The organism is Kitasatospora sp. NPDC023118 (assembly GCF_055560875.1).
In genome coordinates, this window is the sequence record NZ_JBVHHW010000045.1 from 12,121 (window position 1) to 27,523 (window position 15,403).

The window sequence follows — 15,403 nt, forward strand, 5'->3', positions numbered from 1 at the left end:
GAACGGGTGCCCGCCCCTGGCGCGCGGTCAGCGCAGGACGACGGCCGGGTCCTGGGCGGCCTGCGGGACCTTGACGGTGCTGTGGTCGTCGCGCAGTGCCTGGACGGTGAACATCGGCACGTCCTTGGTGGGGACGGCGAGCATCCGGGCGGCCACCACCGGGCCACCGGACTCGGTCTCCACGGTGAGCGCGAAGACGCCGTTCAGCCCGGCGGGCTCGGGCGCCGGGACGGCCACCGTGCCGCCGGCCGGGATCTGGACCTCCTTGGTCGCCGGGGTGCCGCCGCCGCTGCCGGCCGAGCCGGTGACCTTGACGGTGGCGGCGTCGCCGGTGGACGTCAGGAACAGCGTGGAGGCGCCGGCCCGGTTGTCGGCGACGGTGGCCCGGGCGCCGATCGGGTTGCTGCCGGTGAGCCAGGCCGCGTCGCTCTTGCCGTTGTTCCCCGTACGGTCGACCCGCAGGCCGGCCACGATCGGGGTGGGGTGCTTGTCGTCACTGGGCGACAGCCGCAGCCCGGCGACCTCGTCGCGGGTGATCTTGCCGAGGTCGACGGCGGCCACCATGCCCGCCTTGACGTGGATCGACTCGTTGCCGGCCGGGGTGAACCAGCCGTTCTTGCCGGAGAGCTGGATCTTCAGGTCGGCGTCGTCCTCCGGCGGTGCCCAGACCACCAGGCGGGCCGCCGAGGTGTCGGCGGGCAGGCCGGGCAGCACCTGGGTGGCGGCCGGGTCGGCCGACGCGGGGATCCAGTCGGCGCCCTTGTTGCCGTCGGCGGCGTGCAGCGCTGCGCCGACCCGCCCGGAGCGGACCACCACGTGCACGGCGAGGTCGGTGACGGCGCCCTTGCTGATGGTGGACAGCAGCACCGACTGCGAGCTGCCGGGTGCGACGGTGATGCCGTTGGCGGCGTCGTTGTCGATCAGGCCCTTGTCGCCGTACAGCTTGATGTCGACCACGGCGGCGGAGGACTCGGTGTTGACCAGGCTGACGTAGTCGACCCGGTCGCCGGCCGTGCTGGCCCCGGCGAACCAGAAGTCGGTGCCGGCCGGGGTGCACGTGAGACCGGACAGGCCCAGGCCGCGCTGCTCGGTGACCACCGTGGTCTGGGTGACGGTGAAGCCGGGGGCGAGCGCGCCGGTGGCGACGGCCCCGGTGCCGGGCGCGGCGTCGCCGTTGGTGGCCGGGCCGGTGGCCGGGGTGCCGGGCTTGGTGACGGTCAGCTTGGCGTCGGCGGGCGCGGCGTTCTTGTCCGGGGCCGGGGTCGCCGGGGCGCCCGAGCCGCTCGGGGCCGGGGTCGCCGGGGCTCCCGCCGTCGGGGCGGCCGAGGGCGCGGTGGTCGGCGGGGTGGCGGGGGCGGCCTGGTCGGAGAGCCAGCCGGCGCCGCCGGCGGCCGAGCCGGTGCCGGGCGGGGTGTAGGCGGTGAGCGTGGTCGAGCCGGTCAGGCCCTGGAGCGGCTGCGGGCAGACCGCCGCGGTCCGCTCGACCTGCGCGGTGGTCGGGGCGACGCCGTCCGCCTTGGCCGGGCCGGCCGGCTGGCGGACCTGGGCGATCCCGAACACCGCCGCGAGCACCACGGCCGCGGCCAGCAGGGACTGGGTGGTCTTCGTCCCCGCGGACCGGCCGGGGGCCTTCGCCTCGGCGCGGGCGGGTTCGGCGGCCTGCGCCGGCTCGAAGGCCTGTGCCGGCTCGATGGCCTCGGCCGGCTCGAAGGGCTCCTCGGCCCGGCCGCCGGACTTCTTCCTGAAAGCGGGCTTCTTCATCGCGGGTCAGCTCCCCGATCCGTGCTGGTGCGGGTACCGGCCGCCTGGGTCGTTCGGGTCGTAGTAGGGCTCGCCCTGCTGCTGGCCCGGCAGCCAGGGCTGCTGGTGCTGCTCGGGCTGCTGCTGGTACGGGTCGTAGCCGTACTGGCCCTGCTGGTACGGCTCGTAGCCCTGCTGCGGGTAGGCCTGCTGCTGGCCGTCGTACCCCTGGGTGTCGTAGCCCTGGCCGCCGTACGGCGCGGCCACCGGCTGCTGGGCCGCGTACTGGTCGTAGCTGTACGGGTCGGCCTGCTGGTAGGTCTGGTACGGGTCGCTGTACGGCTCGGCCTCCTGGACGGCGGCGGCCGCCTGGACCGCCTCGGTCACCGGCTCGCCGGCCGACTGGGCCGGGACCGCGCCCGGCCGGCCCTCGTACACCCCGGGCTCCTCGGCGCCGGGCTCGGCGCCCTCGCCGCGCTCGGCCATCCGGCGGGCCCGGCGGCTGCCGGGGGCGGGGGCCTGCGCCTGGGCGGCGGCGGCCAACGCGGCGGCGGCCACCACCTCCTCGGGCAGGTCGTCGTCCTTGTGGCTGCGGCGGCCGGGCAGGGCCAACACCAGGATGGTGAGGCCGAGCAGCACCTGGGCCCAGATCCAGCCGGTGTGGGCGAGGCTGCCCGCACGGGTGACGGACAGCTTGCCGCCGGCGGCCGGGAGCTTGAAGCCCTGCGCCCAGCCGTCCACCGTGGTGGGCTCCAGGGCGGTGCCGTCCACGGTGGCCTTCCACTCGGGGGCGGCGGCCTCGGCCAGGCGCAGCACCCGGCCCTCCGGGCCGGCCGGGACGGTGGTGCTGAGGTCGCGCACGCCGGCCGGGACGACCACCGGGTTGGCGCCCGGGGCGGTGATCACCGCGCGGACCGCCGGGGCGCCGTTGACCTGCCAGAGCGCGGCGTCGCCGTCCTGGTTGGCCTTGACCAGGCCGGGGGTGGTGTCCAGGACGTCCTTGAAGGCGTCGATCACCGGGCGCTGGACGAGGACGTAGGCGATGCCGTAGCCAGCCAGGGCGTTCGCCTGGTCGGCGCCGGAGCCGGCCAGCAGGCTGCCGACCATCTTGTTGAGGCCGTCCTGGGTGCCGGTGGCCGGGTCGACGGTGGACTCGGCCTGGCCGAGCGTCAGGCCGGCGCCGCGGACCACGGTGTAGCGGACGGCGCCCTTCTCCCCGGTGACGACGAGGGTGCGGGACCGGTCGGTGGTGCCGGCCTCCTCGGCGATGAAGGCGGGCACCTGGCCGGCGTCGCCGCGGTGCAGCGGGCCGCCGGCACCGGTCAGCGCCCACCACAGGCCGGTGCCCAGCGGAGCCAGCACGGCGGCGGCCACCACCAGGGCGGCGACCGGCTGGCGCCAGCCGAAGGCGATCCCGGCGACGCGGGCGTTGGCGCCGTCGGCGCCGATCGCGGCGGCGGCGAGCAGGGCGATCCCGGCGATCAGGGTGGCCGGGCCGGCCCAGGCGGGCACCACCGGGCCGCCGGAGGCCGGGGTGACGGAGGTGCCCGCCACCGCGACCGCGAAGACCAGGCCGGCGCCGGCCGCGCCCCAGGCTGCGAGCACCGCGCGGCGGCGGTCGGCGCGCAGCAGCGCGGCGAGCGCGGCGAGCACCACACCGGCGGAGAGCCAGACCGGCGGCACCCCGGCGCCGCCCGGGTTGACCAGCAGCAGGCCGGCCGCACTCGCCCCGGCGCCGTGCAGGCCGGGCAGTCCGGCCTCCAGCAGCAGCCACTGCGGGTGCGACAGCACCTTCAGGGACCAGGGGGCCAGCACGGCGACCGGCACCGCGAGGATCACCAGCACGCGCAGGCCGAGCAGTCGAAGCGTCGTACCGCCGGAGCCGAAGGCGCCGCCGCGCAGCACCGCGACGAGCAGGGTGGCCAGGCACAGCGGCACCGCGAGCGCCCAGGTCAGCGGGACGAAGGCGGTGGTCAGGGTGAGCAGCAGGACGGTCATCCAGACCGGCCGCCAGCCGGGGCGGGCGCCCTTGGCCGCGCTCTCCGCGCGGATGCCGAGGCCGGCCGCGATCGCGGCGGCGCGGGCCAGCGGGGGCAGCAGCACGGCGAGGACGGCGGTGCCGATCCGGCCCTGGGCGAGCGCGCCGGTCGCGGCGGGCAGCAGCGCGTAGGTGGCGCTGGCCCAGGCGCGGACCAGCTTGGAGTCCAGCAGCGGCCGGGACACCAGGTAGGCGCTGACCGCGGAGAGCGGGACGGTGAGCACGACCAGCACGGTGAGCGCGAGGTCGGCGTGGCCGAACAGCAGCCAGGAGAACACCGCGAGCACGCCGAGGTACGGCGGCGCGGCGGCGGTGGAGCCGGTGCCGATCGGGTGCCAGGCGTCCGCGTACATCGACCAGAGGCCGCCGGCGCCGTCGGAGGCGGGCAGCAGCGCGCCGCCGAACAGCTCGCCGCCGCCGAGCAGGCTGCGGCAGGCGACCAGGGCGAACACCAGCAGGGCTGCGAACAGCACCGGCGCGGGGCGCCGGGCCAGCTTCTTGAGCAGCGCGAACTGCTCGACGACCAGGTCCTCGGACTCCTCGTCGCCGCCGGCCTCGACGCTGCCGTGCCGGCTGCCGGTGTCGTCGCCGCCCCCTATCCCGAGCGAGCCGATGACGCCCTCGACGGCCAGCCGGGCGGTGGCGCCGGGGGCCGGGAAGAGCGTGCGGTCGTCCAGGGCGTCCGCCGCCCTGGTCCGGGAGCGGCGTTTGCGCGCGGCCAGCACCCTCGGGAAGCGGATGAGTTCGTGGCCGAGGCCGGCCAGTTCGTCGACGGCCTGGCGCGGGTCCTTGCCGAGCAGGTTGGTGACGGCCCGCAGCAGGGTGCCGAGCACCAGGCGCAGCAGCACGTACGGGAAGAGCGCGCCCTTGCAGTTGGCGAGCAAGGTGAAGACGGAGCCGGCCTTGTCCACCCGGTGCGGGTGGGAGGAGCCGCAGTCGATGGCGCGGCGCTCGCGGCTGGCCGCCTCGGCGTGCCGCAGCACGGCGTCGGGGGCGATCACCACGCGGTGGCCGGCGGCGTTGACCCGCCAGCAGAAGTCGGTGTCGTCCCGCATCAGCGGGAGGGCCTTGTCGAAGCCGCCGAGTTCCTCGAAGACGTCCCGTCGCACCAGCATGCCGGCGCTGGAGACGGCGAGCACCGGGCGGACCTGGTCGTGCTGGCCCTGGTCCTGCTCGCGGCGGTCGAGGCCGGTCCAGCGGCGGCCGGAGCGGGCGATCGTCACGCCGACCTCAAGGAGCTGGCGGCGGTCGTACCAGCTGCGCAGCTTGGGGCCGACCACGCCGACGCCGGGGGTGGAGTCGGCGACCTGGAGGAGGCGGCGCAACGCGTCGGTCTGCGGTTCGCAGTCGTCGTGCAGCAGCCAGAGCCACTCGACCGGCTGGGTCTCGCGCGGGCCGCCGCGGCCGAGGTCGTCCTCCTGGGCGAGCGGGTCGCCGAAGTCGTCCCAGCCGCCGGTGACCGGGTCGTAGCCGGAGGGGTCGAGCCGGTACGGGAGGTCCTCCGGACGCAGCGGCGGGCTGTTGAAGACGGCCTCGGCGACGGCGGTGCCGAAGCCGGCCCGGCGGCCGAGGACCAGCGGGCCGCTCTCGGGCATCCCGTCGGCGAGGCCGAAGTCGTCGAGAGCTTTCGCGAGCAGTTGCGGGGAGTTGTCGGTGGATCCGGTGTCGACCGCGAGGATCCGCTGGACCTGGCGGTCCTGGCCGAGCAGGCCGGCCAGGGCCTGCGGCAGCCAGCGGGCGCCGTCGTGCGAGACGATCACCGCGGTGACCAGGTGACGCGGGTAGGCGGGCGGCCTGGAAGCGGTGAAGCCGCTCTGGTGGCTGTAGACGGTCATCGAGTGCGCGGGCCCCAGTTCTCGGTGGACACAGCCGGTGAACGGCAACCGGATGGCGCACCACACTAACGGCTCCGGATGGCCGCCTCGTGCGCGGTGCCGGTGCGGAGGCGGTGAAGGAGGGGCTCGGAACACCGGAAGTACTGCCCGGGAACACGAAAGCGCCCCACCGTCGCGGTGAGGCGCTCGTTCAGCTGTGTGGTTGTCCGTCGTTGTCGGAGGGTCAGCGGGGGCCAGGGGTCGCCCCGGTCAGACCGCGCTCTTCTTGAGCCGACGGCGCTCGCGCTCGGAGAGGCCGCCCCAGATGCCGAAGCGCTCGTCATTGGCGAGGGCGTACTCCAGGCACTCCGATCGGACCTCGCAGGCGAGGCAGACCTTCTTGGCCTCGCGGGTCGAGCCGCCCTTCTCGGGGAAGAAGGACTCCGGGTCGGTCTGGGCGCACAACGCGCGCTCCTGCCAGCCGAGTTCCTCCTCGTCCTCCGCGATGCCGTCCCCGATCAACAGCTCAAAGAGCTCGCTCATGTGGCGCGCCTCCTCTGCCCCTACTTGGCGTCCCCGTGGTTGCCGTTGCCTCGTGCGGCCGACGACACGAGTGAAATTACAGTTGCGTCACTCTGACCCAGTCAAGCCGAGCTCTGGTATTGGGGCCGGGATTCACTCCCTGGCACCAAACCGCTACGAATAGTATACATATCCGGACACATCGGACTTTTGGCTCGAAAGCCTCGGGCGGCATCGAACCATCCCCAACCATTCGCGGAATGACGCCCCGTCACTATCACAGGCCGGTCATCGGCCTGCCTTCCCGGCGATCTTCCCATCGAAACATAGAGGGTGATGAATCACCCCATCAGGGAAAGATCCGGACCTAACCCACTCGAATGCCGCATCCTTCGGGTTGACACCGACCCCGCACATGCGGTGTCCTTGCCCCTATGTCAGAGTTCGCCAGCCCCCGGAGCGGTTCCACCCTCCGCCGTGCCGTGAACTCTTGTTGTCGCCTCTGTTCCTGCTGTATCTAGGCGCCCGCGTCCCACCGCGCGCCGCCCCCAGGAAACACAGAGGCCGCCCGCGATTCCCGCCCCAGGACATCCCGGATCCGGCTGATCCCGACGAACCAGCCGACCCCTCCGAGGACGACTCCCGTGCGCATCATCCGCATCCGCAAACGGAACCGCGACCGCAACAAGCTCGCCCGCCTGGGCCTCCCCCGTACCCGTCCTTGGACGGACGGGCTCAGCGACGTCTCCATCGCCGGCGACCCGCTCGCCTTCCCCCACCTCACCCGCACCGACCTGCCCGGGCATCCCGGCACCGTCGCCGAGTACGCCCGGCTGGTGCGCGAGATCGCCGCCGACCGCGCCCGCTGGGAGCCGCTGGTCCGCTACGACGCGCTCACCCGCTGGTACGCCCGGCTGGAGACCGGCCCCGGCTACGAGGTCTGGCTGCTCAGCTGGCTGCCCGGCCAGAGCAGCGGCTTCCACGACCACGGCGAGTCCTCCGGCGTGCTGACCGTCGTCCAGGGCGAGCTGATCGAGCGCTCCCTCACCCGGGCAGGCGAGGGCGTGCGCACCCTGCGCCCCGGCGGCCAGCGGGTGTTCTCCTCCGGCTACCTGCACGAGGTGGTCAACGGCGCGCTCGAACCCGCCGTCTCCATCCACCTCTACACCCCGGGCCTGACCGAGATGAACCAGTACGGCGCCGCCACCGCCGTCCCCGAGCAGCACCCCCGGCCGCACCCGGAGCCGCACCCGCGGGCGCGGGCCGAGAGGCCTTGAGCGCGGACTGACGAAGAGTCCGACCGTGGCAGGATGGCTCCATGCGCATCGTGGCACTGGCAGGCGGAATCGGCGGGGCGCGCTTCCTGCGCGGACTCCTCGCGGCGGTCGGACCGCAGGACGAGATCACCGTCATCGGCAACACCGGCGACGACATCCACCTCTACGGCCTCAAGGTCTGTCCCGACCTCGACACCGTGATGTACACCCTCGGCGGCGGTATCCACGAGGAACAGGGCTGGGGCCGGACGGACGAGACCTGGTCGATCAAGGCCGAGATGAAGGAGTACGGCGTCGGCCCCGAATGGTTCGGGCTCGGTGACCGGGACTTCGCCACCCACCTCGTCCGCAGCCAGATGCTCACCGCCGGGTACAGCCTCAGCCAGGTCACCGAGGCGCTGTGCGTGCGCTGGAAGCCCGGCGTGCGGCTGCTCCCGATGAGCGACGACCGGGTCGAGACCCATGTGCGGATCACCGACGAGCAGGGCACCCGGGCGGTCCACTTCCAGGAGTACTGGGTCAAGCTGCACGCCGCCGTCGACGCCGAGGCGATCATCCCGGTCGGCGCGGACACCGCCAAGCCCGCGCCCGGTGTGCTGGAGGCCATCGCCGAGGCCGACGTCATCCTCTTCCCGCCCTCCAACCCGGTCGTCTCGATCGGCACCATCCTGGCCGTCCCCGGCATCCGGGAGGCCGTCGCCGCCGCGCCGGCGCCGGTGGTCGGGCTCTCCCCGATCATCGGCGGGGCGCCGGTGCGGGGCATGGCCGACAAGGTGCTCGCCGCCGTCGGCGTCGAGGCCACCGCCGAGGCGGTCGCGCTCGACTACGGCGCGGCGCTGATCGACGGCTGGCTGGTGGACACCGCGGACGAGAACGCCGTCACCGCCGTCGAGGCCGCCGGGATCGCCTGCCGGGCCGTCCCGCTGCTGATGACCGACGTCGAGGCCACCGCCGAGATGGCCCGGGCGGCGCTGGCGCTGGCGGAACAGGTGCGGAAGTGACACTGGAAATCCTCGGCGTCGAGGGGATCCCGGAGGTCGACGCGGGCGCCGACCTCGCCGGGCTGATCGCCAAGGCCGGGACGTACCAGGACGGCGACATCCTGCTGGTCACCTCGAAGATCGTCAGCAAGGCCGAGGGCCGGCTGCTGCGCGCCGCCGACCGCGAGGCCGCGATCGACGCCGAGACCGTCCGGGTGGTCGCCCGGCGCGGACCGGCCCGGATCGTCGAGAACCGCAACGGCTTCGTCATGGCCGCCGCCGGGGTCGACGCCTCCAACACCGCCCCCGGCACGGTCCTGCTGCTCCCCGAGGACCCGGACGCCTCGGCGCGCGCGCTGCGGGCCCGGCTCCAGCGGCTCACCGGCCGCCGGCTCGCCGTCCTCGTCACCGACACCTTCGGACGGCCCTGGCGCAACGGGCTCACCGACGTCGCGATCGGCGCCGCCGGACTGTCCGTCCTGGAGGACCACCGGGGCCGCACCGACAGCCACGGCAACGAGCTGGTCCTCACCGTCACCGCCACCGCCGACGAACTCGCCGCCGCCGCCGACCTGGTGAAGGGCAAGGCCACCGGCGTCCCGGTCGCGATCGTGCGCGGCCTCGGACACCTCGTCACCGACGAGGACGGCGCCGGCACCCGGCCGCTGGTGCGGCCCGCCGTCGACGACATGTTCCGGCTCGGCACCTCCGAGGCGCTGCGCCAGGCCGTCACCCTGCGGCGCACCGTCCGCGCCTTCACCGCCGACCCGGTCGACCCGGCCGCCGTCCGCCGCGCCGTCGCCGCCGCCGTCACCGCGCCGGCCCCGCACCACACGACGCCGTGGCGGTTCGTCCTACTGGAGTCCGCCGAGACCCGGGTTCGGCTGCTGGACGCGATGCTCGCGGCCTGGCGGCGCGACCTGCGCGAACTCGACGGCTGGGACGACGCCAAGATCGCCCGCCGCACCGCCCGCGGCAACGTCCTGCGCGACGCGCCGTACCTGGTGGTCCCCTGCCTGGTGATGGACGGCTCGCACGCCTACCCGGACCTGCGCCGGGCCACGGCGGAGCGGGAGATGTTCACCGTGGCCGCCGGTGCGGCCGTGCAGAACCTGCTGGTCGCACTGACCGGCGAGGGTTACGGCTCCGCCTGGGTGTCGTCCACGATGTTCTGCCGTGACACCGTCCGGGCGGCGCTGGACCTGCCGGACGGGTGGGACCCGATGGGGGCCGTGGCGGTCGGCCGGCCGGCGCAGGCGCCGCGGGAGCGGGCGGAGCGGAGCGTGGACGGCTTCATCGAGGTGCGGTAGCGGCTGCGCCTGGGCAGCGGGGTGTCTGTTGCGTGGGGGTGTCTGTTGTGGGGGGCTTTCGGGAGGGTGGGTGGCCGGGGGCGGCTCCGGGGGTGGCCGCTCCGGGGGCTGGATGATTTTCAGACTGCCCATTCGGTTGGGTGGGGCGTTGGGTGCGGTGGCAGTCTGAAAATCACCCGTCACGCCCCTCTCCGGGCCACCCCCTGCGCCGCCCCCTTCCGCAGCGCGTCCCTCTCGCTAGCGGGAGAGGTACGGGGTGGTGGGTGGGGGTTGCTGGGGGTGGGCTGCGGGTGGGTGGGGGTGGGTTTTTTGGTGGGCGTCCGGGTCAGCGGTGGCGGTGGTCGTTGGGGGTGAGCCTCGGGCCGTAGCGGGGGGCGCGGGCGCCGGTGGCCATCAGGAGGCGGCAGACGCGGTAGCGGTGCGGGCGGTAGGGCTCCAGGAGGGCGAGCATCTGGGCGTCGTCGCTGCGGGGACGCCCGGCCAGGGCCCAGCCGACCAGGTTGGGGAGGTGGAAGTCGCCGACCGACACCGCGTCCGGGTCGCCGTTGCTGCGCTGCAGCGTCTCGGCGGCCGTCCAGACGCCGATGCCGGGAACGGCCGTCAGCCGGGCGAAGGCCTCCTCGTGGCCCATCGCCGATGCCTCCTCCAGCCGGGGTGCCAACCGCACCGCGCGCATCACCGTCGCCGAACGCTTCGGGTCCACGCCCGCCCGGTGCCACTCCCAGCTCGGGACCATCGCCCACTCCCGGGCCGACGGCGCCACCCGCATGCCCTCGGCCGGGCCCGGTGCCGGAGTGCCGAAGTCCCGCAGCAGGGTGCGCCAGGCGCGGTAGGCCTCGTCGGTGGTGACCTTCTGCTCCAGGATCGCCGGTACGAGGGACTCCATCACCAGGCCGGTGCGGGTGATCCGCACCCCAGCCGTACGGCGCTGGGCGTCCCGCAGCGGGCCGGGCGGCAGCACCAGCGCCTCCGGGTGGTCCTCCGCCCCGAGCAGCGCGGGCAGCCGGTCCAGCAGCCACTGCGCGCCGGGGCCCCAGGCGGTCGCCTCGACTTCGCCCTCGGCGGGGTGGGGCCGCAGCCGGAGGGTGCCGACGCCGGCCGGGGTGCGGGAGGCGCGCCAGACGGCGCCGTCACCGGCGGTGCGGTAGGAGGGATCGGCGGGGCCCCGGCGCAGTGGCAGCAGCGTCCGGGCCACGTCGAGCGGGAAGCCCGGCCGCCAGCGCCGTACCGCCTCGCCGCCCGTCACTGCCGTCGCCTCCTGTGGTCCCTGGGGCTATGAACGATACGGGCTGAGGCGGGGGCCTTTCGGGGCGGCCAGTGGGCGGGGGCGACCCCGGACATCGGCGAACGGCCAGACGACGCTCCGGTCACCGCGCCTGCAGCCGCGCCGCGGCCGTGCGTAGGGCCGGGAGTAGAGCGCGGCGCCGGGGCATTCGGTGTCGGCGGCGGCGTCCCGGGTGCGGACCCGGACGGTGGCGCCGGCCTTCGCCGCCGCCGGACCGTCCCAGCCGACGCCGAGGAGTCCGAACGGCCGGGTGGCGCGTGGCGCGAGCCGGTGGCCGGTGGTCAGGGGAGCGAGAGGGTCGTGCCGCCGCCGGGGAAGTCACGGCGTTCGGCGGCGGGCGCAAGGAGCGCGGCGGTGGCGGTGGGAGCGGGTTGGAGCAGCAGGGCGGCGGTGCATCCGGCGAGCAGCGCGGCCGGGAGGGCGCGACGCGCGGCCCTGGTCGAACGGCGCACGGCCTGGGTCGAGGGGCTCACAGCCTTGGTTGAGGAGCACACGGCCTGGACGGGGAGCACATGAGGGGGATCGTCGCCGCAAACCGGGCGGCCCGCCGTGCCGCCTCGCGCCCGCTCGGCCGCCCCTCCCTGCCTCCCACCCGAAGGCCGTAGGCTGGGGCGCACCATGACTGCGCCATTCGCTGCCGATGCCCGCACCCCCGTCGAGCTGCTGCACGCATACCTGCGCGGCGGCACCCCTTCGGTCGATCCCGCGGCCCCGCTGGTCACCTTCTACGACGACGCCACCGGCGAACGGGTGGAACTCTCCGCCCGGACCTTCGACAACTGGGTCGCCAAGACCGCCAACCTCCTCCAGGACGAGCTGAACGCCGGTCCGGGCGACCGCGCCGCGCTGCTCCTGCCCGCCCACTGGCAGAGCGCCGTCTGGCTGCTGGCCTGCTGGTCGGTCGGGGTGACGGCGGTGCCGGGCGGCGACCCGGCCGCCGCCGACCTGGTGGTGAGCGGTCCGGACGGCCTGGAGGCCGCCCAGGCGTGCGAGGGCGAGCGCGTCGCGCTCGCGCTGCGGCCGCTCGGTGGCCGCTTCCCGCAGCGCCCGGACGGCTTCCTCGACTACGCCGCCGAGGTGCCCGGCCAGGGCGACCGCTTCGCGCCGTACTCCCCCGTGCCCCCGGAGGGGCCGTCGCTGGAGACCTCGGTGGACGGGCTGCCGCTGAAGCTGACCGGCGAGCAGACCGTCGCGCTGGCCCGGGAGGGGGCCGTGCGCCTCGGTCTGGAACCCGGCGCGCGCGTCCTGTCCACGTCCTCCTTCGACGACTGGGCGGGCCTGGAGGCCGGTCTGCTGGCCCCGCTGGCGGCCGGCGCCTCGGTGGTGCTGTGCCGCAACTCCGAGGGCCTGAGCGCCGAGCAGTGGGAGAAGCGGGTCGAATCCGAACGGGTGACACTGCGCGTCGGCTGACCCCCGGCGAGGGCCCGGCGGGTAGGGATCCCTGCCATGGCCGAGGACGACACCGAGCACCCCCCGACCGATGACGCTCCCCCGACGGACACTCCCCCGAGCGGACCCGGACGCCCGCGCAGGCGCCGGCGGTGGCTGATGATCACCGCCGGCGTCGTCGCGTTCCTGCTGGTCGCCATCGGAGCGCTGCTCTACACCGCCTACCGCAAGCTGGACGGCAACATCCGCACCGACTCGGTCACCGACAAGCTGCTGGCCGAGCTGGAGGCCGAACGCCCGAGCCGTACGGCCGGGGCCGGCGGCGCCGAGAACCTCCTGTTGATCGGCAGCGACGACCGCTCCGGCGCGAACTCCTCCTACGGCGGCGAGGCCGGCACCCGGCGCTCGGACACCACGATCCTGCTGCACCTGGCCGCCGACCGTAAGCACGCGACGGCGGTCTCCATCCCGCGCGACGTCATGGTCACCGTCCCGGCCTGCGAGAAGCCGGACAGCACCCGGAGCAAGCCGGGGCTGATGCAGTTCAACTGGGCCTTCGAGCTGGGCGGCCCGGCCTGTTCGATCCGTACCGTCGAGCAGCTCAGCGGCATCAGGATGGACCACTACCTGATCCTCGACTTCAACGGCTTCAAGACGATGGTGGACGCGATCGGCGGGGTCGACGTGTGCGTGCCGCAGCCGATCCACGACAAGGACGCCAAGCTGGACCTGCCGGCCGGCCGGCAGGTGCTGCACGGCGAGCAGGCGCTCGGCTACGTCCGGGCCCGGGAGAGCCTGGGCGACGGCAGCGACACCCAGCGGATGGGCCGTCAGCAGCAGTTCCTGGCCTCGCTGATCCGCAAGGTGCAGTCGCAGGGGGTGCTGCTGAACCCGGCGAAGCTGTGGCCGGTGCTGGACGCGGCCACCTCCTCGATCAAGGCGGACGGCAGACTGTCGTCGCTGGGCGCGCTGTACGACCTCACCCAGGACCTGCGCGGCATCCCCTCGCCGGACGTGGTGTTCCTGACCGCGCCGCGCCGCCCGTACCGCTACGACTCGGACCGGGACGAGTTCGTGCAACCGCAGACCACCCAGCTGTTCACCGCGCTGCGGGACGACCGGCCGATCGCCGTCCAGCCGCCCGGCTCGGTGCCCACGGCGGGGGCGAGCCCGTCCGCCGGGGCGGGGTCGGACCAGGCGACGGCGTCACCCTCGGCGAGCGCCTCACCCACCTTCGAGGGACGCACGGCCGACGTGGACGCCTGCGCGCAGCACTGACGCCCCACGTCGGCTTTACCTCTCCATTGCTCTTTCGTGACGGATGTCATATCAGGAACGATTCCCCCGTTCGGCTCGTCTAGTGTGTCCGGATCAGCCCGCTACCCGAGTGGGCCGCCCCCGTGACCGGCCGGACGTAGGGAGCCCCGTGCAGCAGGACATACCGGAAACCGGCCAGGGCAACGGGGAGGGCCGCCGGACGACCAGGCGCCGGGCCGCGGCCGCCGCCAAGCGGAACCGGCGCCGACGAATACTCAAGTGGACGGCCGGCACCGGCGCGCTGGTGATGGTCGCGGGCTGCGGCGGGGCGTACTACCTTTACCAGCACTTCAACAACAACCTGACCTCGGTCAAGGTCCAGCTGGGCGACGAGGCCGAACGGCCCCGGGCCGCCGGGGACGCGCTGAACATCCTGGTGATCGGCACGGACAGCCGGCAGGGCCTCGGCCGCGAGTACGGCGACGAGGGCAGCACCGGGCACGCCGACACGACGCTGCTGTTCCACATCGCCAAGGACCGCACCAACGCGACCGTGATCAGCATCCCGCGCGACCTGATGGTGCCGATCCCGGAGTGCCGGACCGACCAGGGGAAGAAGATCCCCGGCTCGGCGCGGGAGATGTTCAACACCAGCCTGGGCCAGGACGGGCGCGACGCGGGCTGCACCTGGAAGACCGTCGAGAAGATGACCGGGATCCGGGTCGACCACTTCGTGCAGGTCAACTTCGAGGCGGTGAAGACCCTGTCCACCGCCGTCGGCGGCGTGGAGGTCTGCGCGGCCAAGGACATCGACGACAAGGACTCGCACCTGAGGATGTCCAAGGGCCGCCACACCGTCCAGGGCGAGGAGGCACTGGCCTTCGTCCGCACCCGGCACGCGGTCGGCTTCGGCGGCGACCTCACCCGGATCCCGCTCCAGCAGCAGTTCATCAGCTCGATGATCCGCAAGATCAAGAGCGACGACACCCTGACCAGCCCCGCCAAGCTCTACAAGCTCGCGGACGCCGCCACCAAGGCGCTCACCGTGGACTCCGGCATCGGCAGCGTCGACAAGCTCAAGGACCTGGCGCAGGACATCAGCAAGGTGGACACCAAGAACATCACCTTCGCCACCGTGCCGGTCCTGGACGACCCCAGGGACAACGACCGGCTGATCCTCAAGCAGCCCGACGCCGGGCAGGTGTTCTCGATGATCGCGGGCGACCGCTCGCTGACCGGGACGGCCACCCCGCCGACCGCCGAGACCCCGGCCCCGGCCGCCCCCTCCTCCGCTGCCCCGGCCACCACCGCCCCGGCCACCACGGCTCCCGCGGTGGACGCCAAGGACGTCCGGGTGACGGTGCGCAACGGCAGCGGGACGCGCGGGCAGTCCGGTCCGACGGTGGAGAAGCTGAAGGAGAAGGGCTTCGCCAAGGCCGCCGTCGCCTCCGACGCGGCGGTCACGGCGACCACCACGGTGTCGTACCCGACCGGCCAGGAGGCCGAGGCCGCCGCGCTGGCCGCCGCCCTCGGGCTGCCCGCGGACGCCGCACGGCAGGCCCCGAAGGCGGACCCGAAGGGCGCACTGGTACTGGTGCTCGGCAAGGACGTCCTCGCGGCCCCCGCCCAGGCACCGGCGGAGGCGCCGAAGGACCTCCAGCGGGTGCAGGCGGACGACACCGACGCCTGCGCCAAGTAGCCGGCAGCGGGCGGGGGTTCCGTCGTCATCGGTGAGGACGGCGGCCGGGCTCGCACTCGACCCGCCCTCAACCGCCCCCGGGGGTGACGGCG

Annotated in this window: 11 protein-coding genes; 6 read left to right on the forward strand and 5 right to left on the reverse strand. The window is 74.3% G+C overall.

All coding sequences use genetic code 11. The annotated features are described in order from the left end of the window. Positions 1-27: 27 nt before the first annotated feature. The 3 genes from ACZ3UD_RS34895 to ACZ3UD_RS34905 form a co-directional block, all read right to left on the reverse strand. Positions 28-1,761 (reverse strand): DUF5719 family protein, encoded by a 1,734-nt coding sequence (locus ACZ3UD_RS34895; RefSeq protein WP_465597165.1) that lies wholly within the window; start codon positions 1,759-1,761, stop codon positions 28-30. A 6-nt stretch (positions 1,762-1,767) separates the two neighbouring features. Beyond that, on the reverse strand, positions 1,768-5,613 hold the full coding sequence (locus tag ACZ3UD_RS34900; protein ID WP_465597167.1) for a glycosyltransferase family 2 protein: 3,846 nt from the start codon (positions 5,611-5,613) through the stop codon (positions 1,768-1,770). Positions 5,614-5,862: 249 nt separating this feature from the next. Next, positions 5,863-6,135, reverse strand: coding sequence for a WhiB family transcriptional regulator (locus ACZ3UD_RS34905; protein ID WP_030062195.1), 273 nt, complete (start codon positions 6,133-6,135; stop codon positions 5,863-5,865). 677 nt (positions 6,136-6,812) lie between these two features. Between ACZ3UD_RS34905 and ACZ3UD_RS34910 the strand changes: the two genes are divergently transcribed. From ACZ3UD_RS34910 to ACZ3UD_RS34920, 3 genes are read left to right on the forward strand one after another with little or no spacing between them, the layout of a single operon-like run. Beyond that, a complete protein-coding gene (locus ACZ3UD_RS34910) occupies positions 6,813-7,391 on the forward strand; it encodes a cysteine dioxygenase (RefSeq protein ID WP_465597232.1) in 579 nt (192 codons plus the stop codon). A 41-nt stretch (positions 7,392-7,432) separates the two neighbouring features. Further along, entirely contained in the window at positions 7,433-8,392 is a 960-nt protein-coding gene (gene cofD / locus ACZ3UD_RS34915; protein WP_465597171.1) for a 2-phospho-L-lactate transferase, read from the forward strand. After that, positions 8,389-9,681, forward strand: a complete 1,293-nt coding sequence (locus ACZ3UD_RS34920; RefSeq protein ID WP_465597174.1) for a coenzyme F420-0:L-glutamate ligase — start codon at positions 8,389-8,391, stop codon at positions 9,679-9,681. The genes cofD and ACZ3UD_RS34920 overlap by 4 nt, the downstream gene beginning before the upstream one ends. A gap of 325 nt (positions 9,682-10,006) precedes the next feature. On the opposite strand, the gene ACZ3UD_RS34925 is transcribed toward ACZ3UD_RS34920, so the two are convergent. After that, a complete protein-coding gene (locus ACZ3UD_RS34925) occupies positions 10,007-10,927 on the reverse strand; it encodes a DNA-3-methyladenine glycosylase family protein (protein WP_465597177.1) in 921 nt (306 codons plus the stop codon). A gap of 320 nt (positions 10,928-11,247) precedes the next feature. After that, on the reverse strand, positions 11,248-11,439 hold the full coding sequence (locus tag ACZ3UD_RS34930) for a hypothetical protein (protein WP_465597180.1): 192 nt from the start codon (positions 11,437-11,439) through the stop codon (positions 11,248-11,250). 145 nt (positions 11,440-11,584) lie between these two features. On the opposite strand from ACZ3UD_RS34930, the gene ACZ3UD_RS34935 reads away from it, so the two are divergent. The 3 genes from ACZ3UD_RS34935 (at position 11,585) to ACZ3UD_RS34945 (ending at position 15,311) form a co-directional block, all read left to right on the forward strand. Beyond that, positions 11,585-12,376, forward strand: coding sequence for a TIGR03089 family protein (locus ACZ3UD_RS34935; protein WP_465597183.1), 792 nt, complete (start codon positions 11,585-11,587; stop codon positions 12,374-12,376). Positions 12,377-12,412: 36 nt separating this feature from the next. Then, positions 12,413-13,633, forward strand: coding sequence for an LCP family protein (locus ACZ3UD_RS34940; protein ID WP_465597186.1), 1,221 nt, complete (start codon positions 12,413-12,415; stop codon positions 13,631-13,633). Positions 13,634-13,781: 148 nt separating this feature from the next. Further along, a complete protein-coding gene (locus ACZ3UD_RS34945; RefSeq protein WP_465597189.1) occupies positions 13,782-15,311 on the forward strand; it encodes an LCP family protein in 1,530 nt (509 codons plus the stop codon). Positions 15,312-15,403 lie beyond the last annotated feature (92 nt).